Source organism: Pseudomonas putida (genome assembly GCF_028682475.1).
Taxonomy (GTDB): domain Bacteria; phylum Pseudomonadota; class Gammaproteobacteria; order Pseudomonadales; family Pseudomonadaceae; genus Aquipseudomonas; species Aquipseudomonas putida_AG.
In genome coordinates, this window is record NZ_JANHLE010000006.1 from 95,774 (window position 1) to 113,309 (window position 17,536).

The 17,536-nt window shown below is 60.2% G+C and carries 15 protein-coding genes; 4 read left to right on the forward strand and 11 right to left on the reverse strand.

Annotation, left to right across the window (positions count from 1 at the left end):
- Nucleotides 1-83: 83 nt before the first annotated feature.
- The 11 genes from lpxD to rpsB all read right to left on the reverse strand — a co-directional run bounded on the left by lpxD (nucleotide 84) and on the right by rpsB (nucleotide 11,528).
- Nucleotides 84-1,145 carry a UDP-3-O-(3-hydroxymyristoyl)glucosamine N-acyltransferase gene (lpxD, locus tag NPS47_RS07400; protein ID WP_274294340.1) on the reverse strand — a complete coding sequence of 354 codons (1,062 nt, stop codon included), beginning with the start codon at nucleotides 1,143-1,145 and terminating at the stop codon, nucleotides 84-86.
- Nucleotides 1,142-1,645 (reverse strand): OmpH family outer membrane protein, encoded by a 504-nt coding sequence (locus tag NPS47_RS07405; protein ID WP_274294341.1) that lies wholly within the window; start codon nucleotides 1,643-1,645, stop codon nucleotides 1,142-1,144. Before NPS47_RS07405 ends, lpxD begins: the two co-directional genes overlap by 4 nt.
- Before the next feature lie 44 nt (nucleotides 1,646-1,689).
- Nucleotides 1,690-4,038 (reverse strand): outer membrane protein assembly factor BamA, encoded by a 2,349-nt coding sequence (gene bamA / locus NPS47_RS07410; protein WP_274294342.1) that lies wholly within the window; start codon nucleotides 4,036-4,038, stop codon nucleotides 1,690-1,692.
- 74 nt (nucleotides 4,039-4,112) lie between these two features.
- Nucleotides 4,113-5,465 carry an RIP metalloprotease RseP gene (rseP, locus tag NPS47_RS07415; protein WP_274294343.1) on the reverse strand — a complete coding sequence of 451 codons (1,353 nt, stop codon included), beginning with the start codon at nucleotides 5,463-5,465 and terminating at the stop codon, nucleotides 4,113-4,115.
- Between the two features lie 30 nt (nucleotides 5,466-5,495).
- Nucleotides 5,496-6,686 (reverse strand): 1-deoxy-D-xylulose-5-phosphate reductoisomerase, encoded by a 1,191-nt coding sequence (ispC, locus tag NPS47_RS07420; protein WP_274294344.1) that lies wholly within the window; start codon nucleotides 6,684-6,686, stop codon nucleotides 5,496-5,498.
- Entirely contained in the window at nucleotides 6,683-7,498 is an 816-nt protein-coding gene (locus NPS47_RS07425; protein WP_274294345.1) for a phosphatidate cytidylyltransferase, read from the reverse strand. The genes ispC and NPS47_RS07425 overlap by 4 nt, the downstream gene beginning before the upstream one ends.
- Nucleotides 7,498-8,253, reverse strand: a complete 756-nt coding sequence (gene uppS / locus NPS47_RS07430; RefSeq protein WP_038614002.1) for a polyprenyl diphosphate synthase — start codon at nucleotides 8,251-8,253, stop codon at nucleotides 7,498-7,500. The genes NPS47_RS07425 and uppS overlap by 1 nt, the downstream gene beginning before the upstream one ends.
- Before the next feature lie 18 nt (nucleotides 8,254-8,271).
- Nucleotides 8,272-8,829 carry a ribosome recycling factor gene (frr, locus tag NPS47_RS07435; RefSeq protein WP_045193626.1) on the reverse strand — a complete coding sequence of 186 codons (558 nt, stop codon included), beginning with the start codon at nucleotides 8,827-8,829 and terminating at the stop codon, nucleotides 8,272-8,274.
- On the reverse strand, nucleotides 8,826-9,569 hold the full coding sequence (gene pyrH / locus NPS47_RS07440; protein WP_038614006.1) for a UMP kinase: 744 nt from the start codon (nucleotides 9,567-9,569) through the stop codon (nucleotides 8,826-8,828). Before pyrH ends, frr begins: the two co-directional genes overlap by 4 nt.
- Before the next feature lie 179 nt (nucleotides 9,570-9,748).
- Complete coding sequence (tsf, locus tag NPS47_RS07445; RefSeq protein ID WP_038614008.1) at nucleotides 9,749-10,612, reverse strand: translation elongation factor Ts; 864 nt, start codon at nucleotides 10,610-10,612, stop codon at nucleotides 9,749-9,751.
- A gap of 181 nt (nucleotides 10,613-10,793) precedes the next feature.
- Complete coding sequence (rpsB, locus tag NPS47_RS07450; protein WP_038614011.1) at nucleotides 10,794-11,528, reverse strand: 30S ribosomal protein S2; 735 nt, start codon at nucleotides 11,526-11,528, stop codon at nucleotides 10,794-10,796.
- A gap of 341 nt (nucleotides 11,529-11,869) precedes the next feature.
- Between rpsB and map the strand changes: the two genes are divergently transcribed.
- The 4 genes from map to NPS47_RS07470 all read left to right on the forward strand — a co-directional run bounded on the left by map (nucleotide 11,870) and on the right by NPS47_RS07470 (nucleotide 17,455).
- Nucleotides 11,870-12,652 (forward strand): type I methionyl aminopeptidase, encoded by a 783-nt coding sequence (gene map, locus NPS47_RS07455; RefSeq protein ID WP_038614013.1) that lies wholly within the window; start codon nucleotides 11,870-11,872, stop codon nucleotides 12,650-12,652.
- A gap of 21 nt (nucleotides 12,653-12,673) precedes the next feature.
- Nucleotides 12,674-15,373, forward strand: a complete 2,700-nt coding sequence (locus NPS47_RS07460; RefSeq protein WP_274294346.1) for a [protein-PII] uridylyltransferase — start codon at nucleotides 12,674-12,676, stop codon at nucleotides 15,371-15,373.
- A 22-nt stretch (nucleotides 15,374-15,395) separates the two neighbouring features.
- Complete coding sequence (gene dapC / locus NPS47_RS07465) at nucleotides 15,396-16,589, forward strand: succinyldiaminopimelate transaminase (protein ID WP_274294347.1); 1,194 nt, start codon at nucleotides 15,396-15,398, stop codon at nucleotides 16,587-16,589.
- 134 nt (nucleotides 16,590-16,723) lie between these two features.
- Complete coding sequence (locus NPS47_RS07470) at nucleotides 16,724-17,455, forward strand: M12 family metallopeptidase (protein WP_274294348.1); 732 nt, start codon at nucleotides 16,724-16,726, stop codon at nucleotides 17,453-17,455.
- The last annotated feature ends 81 nt before the right edge of the window (nucleotides 17,456-17,536 follow it).

Sequence of the window (17,536 nt, forward strand, 5' to 3'; positions counted from 1 at the left end):
GGGAGCGCCCGCTTTTGCCAGGCGCTCCTTTTGCAAATCAAAGAGTCAGCCTGTGGCTATTCACTCTCGATCAGGAAATGGTATCAGCCTTCTGATGAAGGCTGGCTGCCTGAGGTCACGACCTCGACACGCTTTTCCAACTGTTGAAGGCGTTTTGCCATCTCGTCGAGCTGGCGAATCCGCGCAGCACTTTTACGCCACTCGCCCAGCGGCTGCATCGCCGTACCGGAAGAATAAGCCCCAGGTTCGGTGATCGACCGCGTGACCATGGTCATGCCGGATACGAAAACACCGTCACAGACATCGATATGCCCGACCATGCCGACACCGCCGGCGATGGTGCAATGCTTGCCGATTTTGGTACTGCCGGAAATGCCGACGCAGGCCGCCATCGCCGTGTGATCACCAATCTGTACGTTATGGGCGATCTGGATCTGGTTGTCGAGCTTGACCCCATCGCCGATCCGCGTGTCTGCCAAGGCGCCGCGGTCGATTGCGGTGTTCACACCGATCTCGACATCGTCACCGATACTGACCCCACCGATCTGCGCGATCTTCTGCCAGACACCCTTCTCGTTGGCAAAGCCGAAGCCCTCACCACCGATCACTGCACCAGACTGGATCACCACACGCTTGCCGATGCGTACGTCGTGGTACAGGGTCACCCGCGGGGCCAACCAGCCACCCTCGCCGATCACGCAACGGGCGCCGATGAAGCACTGCGCACCGATGGTCACACCCGGGCCAATCTGCGCACCGCTCTCGATCACCGCACACGCACCGACACTGGCGCTGGCATCGACCTGGGCATCGTCGGCAACCACGGCGCTGGGATGAACTCCCGCTACAGCCCTTGGCTTCGGATCGAACAGGTGGGAGATGCGTGCATAAGCGAGGTACGGATCGGGGACGATCAGCGCATTGCCGGTAAAGCCTTCGGCATCGGCCGCTTTGAGCAGGATCGCAGCCGCGTGGCTGTCACCGAGGTACTTGCGGTACTGCGGATTGGCGAGAAAGCTCAACTGCCCCGCCCCGGCTTCCTGAAGGGTTGCCAGGCCAGAGATTTCCAGCTCCTCGGGGCCACGGAGGGTGGCGCCGAGGAACTCGGCCAGCTGGCCGAGTTTCATGGTCACAGTCATGTTCAACGGGACTGGTTCATGCGCTCGATGACTTGGCGAGTGATGTCGTACTGAGGTTTGACATCAATCACCGCGCCACGCTCGAGCACCAGATCAAAACCGCCCTTCTTGATCACTTCTTCAACCGCGCCATCGAGTTTCGGCTTCAGTTGCTTGAGCATTTCACGGTCCGCCACGGCCTTGGACTCGTTCAGCTCTTTGGACTGGAACTGGAAGTCACGGGCTTTCTGCTTGTATTCAAGCTCCAGGCGCTCACGCTCTGGCTGGGCCATCTTGTCGCCACCGGCACGAATGCGGTCGGCGATGCCCTTGGCGCTGCTTTCCAGGTTCTTCAGCTTGGTCAGCTGCGGGCCGAACTTCTTCTCGGCATCGACGGCGTACTTCTTCGCCGCGTCCGACTCAAGCAGGGCCATCTGATAGTTCAGGACGGCTACTTTCATTTCGGCGAAAGCCGGGGTTGCGACCAGGGCCGCAGCCAGTACTGCCAGTTGGGTCAACTTACGCACGATGCACTCCTACAGAATCCGTTGTCGTTAGCAGGGGGCAGACCTTAGAAGGTCTGACCCAGAGAGAATTGGAACACCTGGGTATCGGCTTCGTCCGGTTTCTTCACCGGCATCGCCAGGCTGAAGCTCAACGGACCGAGTGCGGTAATCCAGGTCACACCCAGGCCGACGGAGCTGGCCAGGCCCGACAGGCCAACCTTCTCGCAATCTGGCTTGGAGCCGCAGTTGGTATCGAACACGTTACCCACATCCCAGAATACCGAGGTGCGCAGCGAGCGCTGGTCCTTGACGAACGGCAGCGGGAACAACACCTCCATACCACCCTGGACGAGGACGTTACCACCGAACGGCAGTGGATCCTGGTCCGGGTCGGCGATGGTGCCCGGGTTGTGACCGTCACTCGGCGTACTGCGTGGGCCCAGGCTGCTGTCCTTGAAGCCACGAACCGAGTTGAAACCACCGGCGTAGTAGTTCTCGTAGAACGGCAGGCCCGAAGTGCCACCGAAACCATCACCATAGCCCAGTTCAGTGTGCAGGCGCAGGGTGTAGTCGTTGGTGATTGGCTTGAACAGCTGGCCACGGTAGTCGAGCTTGAAGAACGACAGGTCGCTGCCAGGCGTGGTCGCCTCGAGCACCAGGCTCTGGGAGTGACCACGGGTGGCCAGCACGCCCTTGTTCAGGGTCGACTCGGACCAGCCGGCGGACGCCTTGAAGTTCAGGTACTTGTCACCCTCTTCATTAACGAAGTCGAAGATCTCGTCAACGGTGTACTTACCGGTCTTGATCTCGTCCTGCTGGACGGTCAGGCCGAAGGTCAGACGCGAGGTTTCGCTGATCGGGTAACCGACGCTGACGCCTGCACCCAGGCTGTCGACCGCATAGCTGGCAACGTCGACGTCGAGGTCATCGTAGTCAGTGGTGCGATAGAAGGCGTTATAGCCCAGGCTGACGCCGTCGGCAGTCCAGTAGGGGTCAACAAAGCCGAAGTTGTAGCGGCTCTGGTATTCACTGCGGGTCAGACCGATGGACACCTTGTTACCGGTACCCAGGAAGTTGGTCTGGCTGATCGAACCACCGAGGATCAGACCGGCGCTCTGGGCGAAACCGACGCTGGCTGTGATCGAACCGGACGCTTGTTCTTCAACGCTGTAGTTGACGTCGACCTGGTCATCAGTGCCCGGAACGGCCGGGGTCTCGACGTTGACTTCCTTGAAGAAGCCCAGGCGCTCAAGGCGGGTCTTGGACTGGTCGATCAGGTAGGTCGAAGCCCAGCCACCTTCCATCTGACGCATTTCACGACGCAGCACTTCGTCTTCGGACTTGGTGTTGCCACGGAAGTTGATACGGTTGACGTAGGCACGCTTGCCCGGATCGACCACGAAAGTGATGTCGACAGTGTGATCCTGGTCGTTTGGTTGTGGCACGCCATTGACGTTGGCGAAGGTGTAGCCTTCGTTACCCAGACGACGGGTGATCAGTTCGGAAGTGGTGGTCATCACTTTACGCGAGAACACCTGGCCCGGCTGCACCAGCATCAGCGACTTGACCTGATCTTCCGGCACCTTGAGGTCACCGGAGAGCTTCACGTCACGAACGGTGTACTTCTCGCCTTCGTTGACGTTGACGGTAATGTAGACGTGCTTCTTGTCCGGGGTGATCGACACCTGGGTGGAAGCGATGTCCATGTTGATGTAGCCGCGGTCCAGGTAGTAGGAACGCAGACGCTCCAGGTCACCGGAGAGTTTTTCACGGGCGTACTTGTCATCGTTCTTGAAGAACGACAGCCAGTTGGTGGTCTTCAGCTCGAACAGGCCAACCAGGTCTTCTTCAGGGAAGACGGTGTTGCCGACCACGTTGATGTGCTGGATCGCAGCCACGGTGCCTTCGTTGATCTTGATCTTCAGACCGACGCGGTTGCGCGGCTGCGGCACGACTTCAGTGTCGACCTCTGCCGAGTAACGACCCTGGGCAACGTACTGGCGTTGCAGTTCGTTACGCACACCTTCAAGGGTGGCGCGCTGGAAGATCTCGCCTTCGGACAGGCCAGACTGTTTCAGACCTTTCATCAGGTCTTCAGTACTGATGGCCTTGTTGCCCTCGATCTCGATGCTCGACACCGAAGGACGCTCGACCACGGTGATGATCAGGACGTTGCCGTCACGGCCCAGTTGGATATCCTGGAAGAAACCGGTCTTGAACAGCGCACGGGTGGATTCCACCAGGCGACGGTCATCGGCTTCATCGCCGACGTTCAATGGCAAGGCACCGAAAACGCTGCCCGCGGAAACCCGCTGCAGACCATTGACACGAATATCGGAGATGGTGAAGGACTCGGCGTGAACTTCAGCGATCATCAGTACGGCGAGAACCGCAGTTAGCAGCAGACGTTTCATGAAGTCCTTTCTTATTCCAACTGGCAATAAACGACCCGCCGCGGGACGCGGCAGGTTCGCAATTGAGCGAAGCTTTACAGTCGACCCAAATCGTTTATCAGGGCAAGCAACATCACCCCGACTACCAAACTGATACCGATCTGGATCCCCCAACCTTGCACCCGATCTGAAAGCGGACGACCACGCGCCCATTCGATCAGGTAGAACAGCAAATGCCCCCCATCCAGTACTGGAATGGGCAGCAAATTAAGAACCCCCAGGCTAATGCTCAGGTAGGCGAGGAAATTCAGGAAATCCCCAACGCCTGACTGGGCTGAAGCGCCCGCCACTTTAGCAATGGTTATCGGTCCACTCAAGTTTTTTACCGAGAGCTCGCCGAACAGCATTTTCTTCAACGATTCGAGGGTCAGGACGCTCATGTTCCAGGTCCGTGAAAGCCCCTCGCCTACGGCCTCCAACGGCCCATAGCGGACCTCTCGAAGCATGGCATCCGGCCACTTCACTGGCTTTACGCCAGCTCCGAGATAACCGCTGGCCGACTTGCCCTCGCCACGACTGGCCAGGGTAACCGGAATCTCCAGGGTTGCACCACTACGCTCGACTTGCAGCACGATCTTGCTACCCGCGCGCCCACGCACGGTATCGACGACTTGTTGCCAGTCATTCAGGGCCTGGCCATCAAGGCTCAGCAGGCGATCACCGGGCTGCAGACCAGCGGCCTTGGCCGGACCTTTAGGGTCAAGCTCAGCCAGCACCGGTGGCAACGCCGGGCGCCACAGACGCAAGCCCAGCGAACGGATAGGATCGGGTTCATCCGCCCCTTTGAGCCAATTGTCCAGGGTCAGCACATGAGCACTGTCAACCGTTGCGCCTTCTTCGCGCACATTGATATGCAACTGACCGCTTTCGCCCAGACGCCGGATCAACTGCAGATTGACGGCAGACCAGCCGGTCGTCGCCTTGCCATCAATAGAAACAATTTCCTGGCCAGCTTTCAGGCCTGCGACCTCTGCCACACTGCCCGCTTCGACCCCACCGATGACCGGACGTTCCTGCTGGGTGCCGAGCATTGCCAGCACCCAGAAAAACAGGATGGCCAGCAGAAAGTTGGCCACCGGCCCGGCGGCGACGATTGCAATACGCTGGCGCACCGACTTGCGGTTGAAGGACTGATCGATCTGATCGAGTGGCACTTCACCTTCGCGCTCATCGAGCATTTTGACGTAGCCACCCAGCGGGATGGCTGCCACCACGAACTCGGTACCGTGACGATCGTGCCAGCGCAGCAGCGGCATACCAAAACCGACGGAAAAACGCAGAACCTTGACGTCACAACGCCGGGCCACCCAGAAGTGGCCGAATTCGTGAAAGGTGACCAGCACACCCAATGCCACCAGGGTGCCGATAATCATGTAGAGCGCACTCATATCTTTCTCCGAATGACGTTCAGCCCGGCCTCAGCGCCCGTGATCGTTCAACCATTGCCCGGCCAGCTGGCGGGCGCGCTGATCGGCGGCAAACACCGCGTCGAGCGTCGGCACGGCGACGACCGGTTCCTGGTCGAGTACTTGTTCGATCATACTCGCGATCTGCGGGAAGCGAATCCGCCGCTGCAGAAATGCCTCCACCGCCACTTCATTGGCGGCATTGAGCATTGCAGGCGCACTATTACCGGCCTCCGCCGCCTGACGCGCCAGGCGCAGGCAGGGGAAACGCTGCTCGTCGGGGGCCTGGAAATCCAGGCGCGCAACCGCGAACAGATCCAGCGGCGCGACACCGGAATCGATCCGTTGTGGCCAGGCCAGGGCATTGGCAATCGGTGTGCGCATGTCCGGGTTGCCCAGCTGGGCCAGCACCGAACCATCGACGTAGTCGACCAGCGAGTGGATCACACTCTGCGGGTGCACCACCACTTCGACCTGACTCGGCCGCGCATCGAACAACCAGCAGGCCTCGATCAGCTCGAGACCTTTATTCATCATGCTTGCCGAATCGACCGAGATCTTGCGCCCCATGGACCAGTTCGGATGGGCACAGGCCTGTTCCGGGCTGACCTCGGCCAGCTCGGCCAAGGGGGTTTCACGAAACGGCCCACCGGAAGCGGTCAGCAGGATGCGCCGCACGCCCACCTGAGACAGGCCGCGGGCATAGTCGCCAGGCAAGCACTGGAAAATCGCGTTGTGCTCGCTGTCGATCGGCAGCAACACCGCACCGCTGCGCTGCACGGCCTGCATGAACAAGGCGCCGGACATCACCAGCGCCTCTTTGTTAGCCAGCAGGACTTTCTTGCCTGCCTCGACCGCCGCCAGGGTAGGACGCAATCCCGCCGCGCCGACAATCGCTGCCATCACGGCATCAACTTCAGGCGCTGCCGCCACCTGACACAAGCCGGCTTCGCCTTCCAGCACTTCGGTCGTCGAACCGGCTGCCAACAGGCCCGCACGAAGCTGCACTGCCGCCTCGGCCGTCGGCACCACGGCAAACACCGGGGCATGCCGCAGGCACAGGGCGAGTAATTCCTGCAACCGCGAGTATCCACTCAGGGCGAACACCTGGTAGCGGTCAGGGTGACGAGCGATCACATCCAGGGTGCTCAGGCCAATCGAGCCGGTCGCACCCAGTACGGTAATACGTTGCACGCTACTCACATCACGCCCCAGTTGGCTGCCCAGAGCAGCACGGCAAACAGCGGAATGGCAGCGGTCAGGCTGTCGATACGATCCAGCACGCCACCGTGGCCCGGCAGCAGATTACTGCTGTCCTTGATCCCGGAGCGGCGCTTGAACATACTTTCGGTCAAGTCGCCCACAACCGACACCAGCACCACGATGGCCGCGCCCAGTAGCCCCAGCAGCAGCTCGGTGATACTCCAGCCGCGATTGAGACCGACCACCAGGGTAATCACCAGGCTCAGCGCCAGACCGCCGTAAACACCTTCCCAGCTCTTGCCGGGGCTCACTTGCGGCGCCAGCTTGCGCTTGCCGAAGGCACGCCCGGAGAAGTACGCACCAATGTCCGCGCTCCAGACCAGCACCATGACCGCCATGATCAACCAATTACCCAAGGGCCAGTGCTTGAGCAGCACCAGCCCTTGCCAGGCCGGCAACAGGATCAGCAGGCCGATCAGCAACCGGCAAGCGACGCTGGACCAGAGTTCGCTGCTACGCGGATACGTCAGTACCAACCAGGTCGCCACGCCCCACCACAAGACCGACGCCCCCAGCACCCAGGGCGCCAGCTCCGGCATCAGGTAGAGCAGCATCAGTAGCCCGGCCACCACGGCGGCGAAGGCAACACGTACAGCTTGTGCCACCAGGCCCGCCAGGCGCGCCCACTCCCAGGCCCCCAGGGTGACCACCAGCCCGATGAACAGGGCAAAATCCCCACCCTCGAGCAAGAAAAAGCCCCCCAGAGCGATCGGCAACAGGATCAGCGCAGTGATGATGCGTTGTTTAAGCATTAAGCACGGGCTCCAGCTTCGACCTGCTCGCTGGTTTTCCCGAAACGGCGCTGGCGCGAAGCGTAATCGGCCAACGCAGTGCGCATGGCCTCGTGTTTGAAGTCCGGCCAGAACAGGTCGGAGAAGTACAGTTCGGCGTACGCCAGCTGCCACAACAGGAAGTTGCTGATGCGGTGCTCGCCACCGGTACGGATACACAGATCCGGCAGCGGCAGGTCGCCTGTCGCCAGGCAGGTCTGCAGCAGCTCGGGAGTGATGTCGTCCGCACGCAAGTGACCGGCCTGAACCTCGCGCGCCAGGCGCTGGGCGGCCTGGGCGATGTCCCACTGACCACCGTAGTTGGCGGCGATCTGCAGGATGAAGCGATTGCTGCCGGCAGTCAGCGCTTCCGCTTCGCGCATGGCAGCCTGCAGCTCAGGGTGAAAGCGTGAGCGGTCACCGATGATGCGCAGGCTGATATTGTTGTCGTTGAGGCGCTTGGCTTCCCGGCGCAAGGCCGAGAAAAACAGCTCCATCAACGCCCCGACCTCTTCAGCCGGGCGCTGCCAGTTCTCGCTGGAGAAGGCGAACAGGGTCAGGACCTCGACCTTGGCCTCGGCGCACACCTCGATGACCGCGCGCACAGCGTCAACGCCAGCCTTGTGCCCGGCAACACCGGGCAACAGGCGCTTCTTCGCCCAGCGATTATTCCCATCCATGATGATCGCGACATGGCGCGGCACCGATGGGGACCCACCCTGTTTGGTCTTTTCCATTAAAAAAAGTCCCGACCTTTAAACGGCCATCAGGTCCTTTTCTTTCTCTTCGGTGGCCTTGGTGATCTGGGCCTCGGTATCTTTCGTCAGCTTGTCGATATCAGCGATGGCGCGACGCTCTTCGTCTTCACTGATTTCCTTGTCTTTGACCAGCTTCTTCAGTTCACCCAGAGCATCGCGGCGAATGTTGCGCACAGCAACGCGAGCGTCTTCGGCCGCACTGCGTGCCTGCTTGGTGAAGCCCTTGCGGGTTTCTTCAGTCAGGGCTGGCATGGTGATCAGCAGCAACTCACCCAGGTTGGTCGGGTTGAGGTTCAAACCGGCGCTCTGGATGGCCTTGTCAACGGCAGCGAGCATGTTGCGCTCGAAAGCCACGACCTGCAGGGTGCGCGAATCTTTCACGGTGACGTTGGCGACGCCGCTGATCGGGGTGTCGGTACCGTAGTAAGGCACCATCACGCTTGCCAGGATGCTTGGGTGTGCCTTGCCGGTACGAATCTGGCCGAACGCGTAAGCCAGAGACTCCAGGGATTTCTGCATGCGCGCTTGGGCGTCTTTCTTGATTTCGTTGATCATTTTTGAACTTCCTCGATCAGAGTTCCTTCCGCGCCGCCGTGCACAATGTTCAGCAGGGCGCCGGGCTTGTTCATGTTGAAGACGCGCAGCGGCATCTTGTGGTCGCGGCACAGGCAGATTGCCGTCAGGTCCATTACCCCCAGCTTGCGATCCAGCACTTCATCGTAAGTCAGATGATCGAACTTCTCGGCATGCGGGTCTTTGAATGGATCTGCAGTGTATACACCATCGACCTTGGTTGCCTTCAATACCACATCGGCATCGATTTCGATGGCGCGCAGGCAAGCGGCGGAATCGGTGGTGAAGAACGGGTTGCCGGTACCGGCAGCGAAGATTACAACTTCTTTCGAGTTCAGGTGGCGCATGGCTTTGCGACGATCGTAATGATCGGTCACACCCACCATGGAAATGGCCGACATGACGATAGCAGTGATGTTCGCCCGTTCCAGCGCATCACGCATGGCCAGGGCATTCATTACCGTCGCCAGCATGCCCATGTGGTCGCCAGTGACGCGGTCCATGCCGGCTGCACTGAGCGCCGCGCCACGGAACAGGTTACCACCACCGATCACCAAGCCTACCTGAACACCGATCCCGACCAGTTGGCCAACTTCCAGTGCCATGCGATCCAGGACCTTGGGGTCGATCCCGAATTCTTCCGAGCCCATCAGGGCCTCGCCGCTAAGCTTGAGTAGAATGCGTTTATAGCGAGCTTGATAACCACTGCCCTGCTGAGCCATTGCGAATCTCTCCTGCGGCGTTTGTAAAAAATCTGAGCGGGCTGTTTACAGCCTGCTAACTGTAGCGCGGCACTGCTTCAGTGCCAGCGGAAGCAAGTTGGATAAACCCCTTCCGGTTTGACAAAGAGGCTGCGCGCGTGAGCGGGCAGCCTCTTCGGGGCGACAGAGGTGAATCTGTCTTATTGCTTGGCAGCAGCCAGCTGTGCGGCAACTTCTTCAGCGAAGTTGTCGACTGGCTTCTCGATGCCTTCGCCTACTTTGAAGTAGGTGAAGGAAACGATTTCAGCACCGGCTTTCTTGGCCAGTTCGCCGACCTTGATTTCCGGGTTCATGACGAACGCTTGCTCGACCAGGCTGGCTTCGGCCAGGAACTTCTTGATACGACCGTCGATCATGTTGGCGACGATGTTCTCAGGCTTGCCCTTCATCTTCTCTTCGTTCAGCTGCATGAATACAGCCTTCTCGCGCTCGATTGCTTCAGCCGAGACTTCCGATGGATTCAGGAACTCTGGGTTGCTGGCAGCCACGTGCATGGCGATTTCTTTGGCCAGCTGGACGTCGCCGCCCTTCAGGACAACAGCAACACCGATCTTGTTACCGTGCAGGTAGGTACCGACAACGTCACCTTCAACGCGCACCAGGCGACGGATGTTGACGTTCTCACCAACCTTGGCAACCAGGGCTTCACGAGCTGCTTCGCGCGAAGCGATCAGCGGAGCGGCGTCGGTCAGTTTTTCAGCGAAAGCCTGTTCAACGCTTTCAGCGACGAAGTTCTTGAAGTCGTCTTGCAGGGCCAGGAAGTCGGTCTGCGAGTTCACTTCCAGCAGGACGGCGGACTTGTCGTCAGCCTTGATGGCAATGGCGCCTTCAGCAGCAACGTTGCCAGCTTTCTTGGCGGCCTTGATGGCGCCCGAAGCACGCATGTCGTCGATTGCTTTTTCGATGTCGCCGCCAGCCTTGGTCAAGGCTTTCTTGCAGTCCATCATGCCTTCGCCGGTACGCTCGCGCAGTTCTTTAACCAGCGCTGCAGTAATCTCTGCCATTTCAAATTCCTCTTGGATAGGTTTTCAACCATTCCACCCGATACTTGACGGGCGTTCAAATCTGTAAATCCAGTGCCAGCACTCATGCAGTTTGCAACGGCGATGCTGACAGGAGGATTTCAAGGTGGCAAAAAGGGGGCCTAGCCCCCTTTTTGCGTGCCGAGTAGACGCCAGGCGTCAATTACTCAGCAGCTGGTGCTGCTTCTTCAGCGTAAACTTCGGTGCCGCCAGCAACGTTGTTGCGACCACGGATAACCGCGTCAGCCATCGAACCCATGTACAGCTGGATAGCGCGGATGGCGTCATCGTTGCCTGGGATGATGTAGTCAACGCCTTCTGGGCTGCTGTTGGTATCGACAACGCCGATGACCGGGATGCCCAGCTTGTTGGCTTCGGTGATAGCGATGCGCTCGTGGTCAACGTCGATCACGAACAGGGCATCAGGCAGACCGCCCATGTCCTTGATGCCGCCCAGGCTGCGATCCAGTTTTTCCAGATCACGGGAGCGCATCAGGGCTTCTTTCTTGGTCAGCTTGGCGAAGGTGCCATCTTCGGCCTGGGTTTCCAGGTCGCGCAGACGCTTGATCGAAGCACGGATGGTTTTGTAGTTGGTCAGCATGCCGCCCAACCAGCGGTGATCGACGTACGGCGAACCGCAACGTGCTGCTTCTTCAGCAACGATCTTGCCAGCGGAACGCTTGGTGCCGACGAACAGAATCTTGTTTTTGCCCTGGGCCAGACGCTCGACGAAAGTCAGTGCGTCGTTGAACATTGGCAGGGTTTTTTCAAGGTTGATGATGTGAATCTTGTTGCGCGCACCGAAAATGTACTTACCCATTTTCGGGTTCCAGTAACGGGTTTGGTGACCGAAGTGCACACCGGCCTTCAGCATATCGCGCATGTTGACTTGGGACATGATAGTTCCTTGATAAGTCGGGTTGGGCCTCCACGTATCCCAATGACCAACCCAGGATCCGTAGATCGAAGGCACCCAGGTCATCGTGTCGACACGTGTGTGGGTTTAAGCTCTCGGGGCTATCCCCGCAAAGCGGCGCATTTTATATCACACCAGCGCGCTAAACGGAACCCGAAATAGCATCGTCCGTCACAGGCTTTTGCACCGCAACACTAATCGCGCCAGAATGCCTCTATATAAAGGCTGTATCAGAGCCATAGCCGCCTTAGTGGGCGCCGCTCTGGTAGAATCCGGCCTTTCCTCCGAATTTTTGCGCAGTAATGCGCCGTAGAGAGCCTGCAATGACCGTCACCATCAAAACCGCCGAAGACATCGAAAAGATGCGCATCGCCGGCCGCCTGGCCGCCGAAGTCCTGGAGATGATCGAAGAGCACGTCAAGCCCGGTGTCACCACCGAAGAGCTCGACCGCCTGTGCCACGACTACATCGTCAACGTCCAGAAGGCGATCCCGGCACCGCTCAACTACAAGGGTTTTCCCAAGTCGATCTGCACCTCGGTCAACCATGTGGTGTGCCACGGCATCCCCGGCGACAAGCCGCTCAAGGATGGCGACACCCTGAACATCGACGTCACCGTCATCAAGGACGGCTACCACGGCGACACCAGCCGCATGTTTCATGTCGGCAACGTGCCGGTGTGGGCCGAGCGCCTGTCGCAGGTCACCCAGGAATGCATGTACAAGGCCATTGAGCTGGTCAAGCCGGGCTGCCGCCTGGGCGATATCGGCGAAGTGATCCAGAAACACGCCGAAAAGAACGGTTTCTCGGTGGTCCGCGAGTTCTGCGGCCACGGCATCGGCAAGGTGTTCCACGAAGAGCCGCAAATCCTCCACTACGGCCGCGCCGGCACCGGCATGGAGCTCAAGGAAGGCATGACCTTCACCATCGAGCCGATGATCAACCAGGGCCGTGCCGACACCAAGGTGCTGGGCGACGGCTGGACCGCGATCACCAAGGACCGCAAGCTCTCGGCACAGTGGGAACACACCCTGGTGGTGACCGCGACCGGTTATGAGATCTTCACTTTGCGTAAAGACGACACCATTCCCCGTATGTCAGCCTGATTCACACAGGAAAGTGACTCGATGCCCCAGGTGGATCCCGAGCTGTTCGACCGCGGCCAGTTCCAGGCGGAACGGGCCCTCAAGGCTAGCCCTATCGCAGCCTTCAAGAAGGCCATCCGCCAGGCGGGCGAAGTGCTCGACAAGCGCTTTCGCGACGGCCGCGAGATCCGCCGGCTGATCGAGGACCGCGCCTGGTTCGTCGACAACATCCTGCAACAGGCCTGGAACCAGTTCGACTGGAGCGATGAGGCCGATATCGCCCTGGTGGCAACCGGCGGCTATGGCCGGGGCGAGTTGCACCCCCACTCCGACATCGACCTGCTGATCCTGCTCGACAGCGCCGATCACGAAGTGTTTCGCGACTCGATCGAACGCTTCCTGACCCTGCTCTGGGACATTGGCCTGGAAGTGGGCCAGAGTGTGCGCTCGGTCGATGAGTGCGCCGAACAGGCGCGCGCCGACCTCACGGTTGTCACCAACCTGATGGAAAGCCGCACCATTGCCGGCCCCGAACGCCTGCGCCAGCGCATGCTGGAGGTCACCAGCACTGCGCACATGTGGCCGAGCAAAGAGTTCTTCCTGGCCAAACGCGCCGAGCAAAAGGCCCGGCACCACAAGTACAACGACACCGAATACAACCTCGAGCCCAACGTCAAAGGCTCACCGGGTGGCCTGCGCGATATCCAGACAGTACTGTGGATCGCCCGTCGTCAGTACGGCACCCTGAACCTGCACGCCCTGGCGGGCGAAGGCTTCCTGCTGGAGAGCGAAAACGCCCTGCTGGCCTCCTCCCAGGAGTTCCTGTGGAAGGTCCGTTATGCCTTGCACATGCTCGCCGGCCGCGCCGAAGACCGCCTGCTGTTCGATCACCAACGCAGTATTGCCGCCCTGCTCGGCTTCAGCGATGACAACCCCAAACGGGCCATCGAGCAGTTCATGCAGCAGTACTATCGGGTAGTCATGAGTATCGCCGAGCTCAGCGACCTGATCATCCAGCACTTTGAAGAAATCATTCTCGACGACGACAGCGGCAGCACCCAGCCGCTCAATGCGCGCTTCCAGCTGCATGACGGCTATATCGAGGCGGTACGCACAAACGTCTTCAAGCGCACCCCGTTCGCCATGCTGGAAATCTTCGTATTGATGGCCCAGCACCCGGAAGTCAAAGGTGTGCGCGCCGATACCATTCGCCTGCTACGTGAACACCGGCATCTGATCGACGACGACTTTCGCAACGATATCCGCAATACCAGCCTGTTTATCGAGCTGTTCAAGTGCGAGATAGGCATCCATCGCAATCTGCGGCGCATGAACCGCTACGGCATTCTGGGGCGCTACCTGCCGGAATTCGGCCTGATCGTCGGGCAGATGCAACATGACCTGTTTCATATTTATACGGTCGATGCGCATACCCTGAACCTGATCAAGCACCTGCGTAAACTGCAGTACACACCGGTGTCGGAGAAATTCCCGCTGGCCAGCAAGCTCATGGGCCGCCTGCCCAAACCCGAGCTGATCTACCTGGCCGGCCTTTACCACGACATCGGCAAAGGCCGCCAAGGTGACCACTCGGAGCTCGGCGCCGTGGATGCCCAGGCGTTCTGCCTGCGTCACCAATTGCCGATCTGGGACAGCCGCCTGGTAGTCTGGCTGGTGCAGAATCACCTGGTGATGTCGACCACTGCCCAGCGCAAGGATCTTTCCGACCCGCAAGTGATCCACGACTTCGCCCTGCAGATGGGCGACGAGACCCGCCTGGACTACCTCTACGTACTGACCGTGGCCGACATCAACGCCACCAACCCGAGCCTGTGGAATTCCTGGCGCGCCAGCCTGTTGCGCCAGCTCTACACCGAGACCAAGCGCGCCCTGCGCCGTGGCCTGGAAAACCCGCTGGACCGCGAAGAGCAGATCCGCCAGACCCAGAGCGCGGCACTGGACATCCTGATCCGCGAAGGCACCGACCCGGACGACGTCGAACAACTCTGGGCGCAACTGGGTGATGACTACTTCCTGCGCCACACCGCCGCCGACGTAGCCTGGCACACCGATGCCATCCTCCAGCAACCGGCCGACGGTGGCCCGTTGGTGCTGATCAAGGAAACCACCCAGCGCGAGTTCGAAGGCGGCACGCAGATCTTCATCTATGCGCCCGACCAGCACGACTTCTTCGCCGTGACCGTAGCGGCCATGGACCAGCTCAACCTGAACATCCATGACGCGCGGATCATTACCTCCAGCAGCCAGTTCACCCTCGACACCTACATCGTGCTCGACAACGACGGCGGCTCGATCGGCGACAACCCGCAGCGGGTCAAGGATATCCGCGACGGCCTGACCGACGCCCTGCGCAATCCTGACGATTACCCGACCATCATCAAACGCCGGGTACCGCGCCAGCTCAAGCACTTCACCTTTGCCCCGCAGGTGACCATTCACAACGACGCCCAGCGACCGGTAACCATCCTCGAACTCAGCGCTCCCGACCGCCCGGGCCTGCTGGCGCGGATCGGCAAGATCTTCCTGGAGTTCGACCTGTCGCTGCAAAATGCCAAGATTGCCACCCTCGGCGAACGCGTCGAAGACGTGTTCTTCATCACCGACGCCGACAACCAGCCGCTGTCCGACCCACAACTGTGCAGCCGCCTGCAGGATGCCATCGTCGAGCAATTGCGCGTCGACCAGGCCGCCGCAACCACCGTTTCCCGCCTGACCTTTTAACGTTTGACGAGACCCAGCGCCGATGAACACCGATTTGCTTCAGCTTCAGCCCTACCCGTTCGAGAAACTTCGCGCCTTGCTCGGCAGCGTCCAGCCTGCCGCCGACAAGCGCGCCATTGCCCTGTCGATCGGTGAGCCCAAGCATGAATCGCCGGCGTTCGTCGCCCAGGCCCTGGCAGACAATCTCCAGCAGATGGCCGTGTACCCGACCACCGTTGGCCTGCCGGCGTTGCGCCAGGCCATCACCCGCTGGTGCGAGCGCCGTTTCGGTGTGCCGAGCGGCTGGCTGGATGCCGACAAACACGTGCTGCCGGTCAACGGCACCCGCGAAGCACTGTTCGCCTTTACCCAGGCCGTGGTCAACCGTGACGCGGACGGCCTGGTCATCAGCCCGAACCCGTTCTACCAGATCTATGAAGGCGCAGCGCTGCTGGCCGGCGCCACCCCGCACTACCTGCCATGCCTGGACAGCAACGGCTTCAACCCGGACTTCGACGCCGTCTCGGCCGAGACCTGGAAGCGTTGCCAGATCCTGTTCATCTGCTCCCCGGGCAACCCCACCGGCGCGCTGGTGCCGATGGAAACCCTGAAGAAGCTCATTGCCCTGGCCGACCAATACGATTTCGTGATTGCCGCCGACGAGTGCTACAGCGAACTGTATTTCGACGAGCAAAGCCCGCCACCAGGCCTGCTCAGCGCCTGCGTGGAACTGGGCCGCAGCGATTTCAAGCGTTGCGTGGTGTTCCACAGCCTGTCCAAGCGCTCCAACCTGCCGGGCCTGCGCTCGGGCTTCGTCGCCGGTGACGCTGAAATCATCAAGCCGTTCCTGCTCTATCGCACCTACCACGGCTGCGCCATGCCGGTGCAGACCCAGCTGGCGAGCATCGCCGCCTGGAACGACGAAGAGCACGTGCTAGCCAACCGGGACCTGTACCGTGAGAAATTCGATGCGGTGCTGGAGATTCTGGCGCCGGTACTTGATGTCCAGCGTCCGGACGGTGGCTTCTACCTGTGGGCCAAAGTGCCCGGTGACGATGCCGAGTTCTGCCGCGGCCTGTTCGAAGCCCAGCACGTAACCGTAGTGCCAGGTTCGTACCTGTCCCGTGAAGTGGATGGCGTCAACCCGGGCGCCGGGCGCGTACGCATGGCACTGGTGGCTCCGCTGGCTGAGTGCGTCGAAGCAGCCGAGCGAATTCGTCAGTTCCTTTCGCGCTGACAGGCCCGCGACACCGTGCCGCCACGGTGTCGCGCCCTTCAGATCAGGCAATACGGCAGACACTACATATCTAGTGCCCGGCAGACCTTCCCGATGCGAATACTCCGGTTTCCATCCTTCAAGAGAGTCTGCCCATGACCGAGCTCATGATCTGCCATTGCCCACGCCATCCCGCCCCTCACCTGTCCCACGCAGCAGCGCTGCGTGAGAACCCCGCAAATGCCGCAAGCAAGGGGCAGAGCAATCGCCGTAAACGCTCCATCGGCTACTTCGACAAATTCTGGTCGCCGGGGCGCACCTTGCGCATCACTTTCGTCAACGAACCCGAAGCAGCCCTCAAGCAAGCCATCTTTGCCGCTGCCTGCCAGTGGCTGCCTTACGTCAACCTGAGCTTCGAGCTGGTCGCAGACGACGATGACAACAGCGAGATCAAGATCTACACCGGTGGCACACCTGAGCTGAATTACTCGGTGTACGGAACCGACGCCCTGACCAGCGCCGGGGCCTCCATGGTGCTAAGCGTTACGCCGGATATGGAGAGCTTTGAACGCACGGTCATCCACGAGTTTGGCCATGCTCTGGGTGCAGAGCACGAACACCAGCACCCTGATGCCAATATTCCCTGGGATATCCCCAAGGTCTATGAACATTACGCAGCCAAGGGCATCGACAAAGCCACGGTCGATGAAAATGTACTGGCCAGAATTGAAAACAGCAGCCTGCGCAAACTGCCTTATGACCGGCATTCGATCATGCACTATCCCGTTCTCCAGGCGCTGACCCAGGGCGACTGGGAGGTGGGTATCAACAGCCAGATCAGTGACAAGGACAAAGCATTCATGCGCATGGCCTACCCAAGCGACTGATTGCACTACCTGAGCTCACCCAGGTTCGCTCCTCCTGTCCAGCGCGAGCCCCCCCTCTCAGGGTGTCGCCTCGCCTAGCTT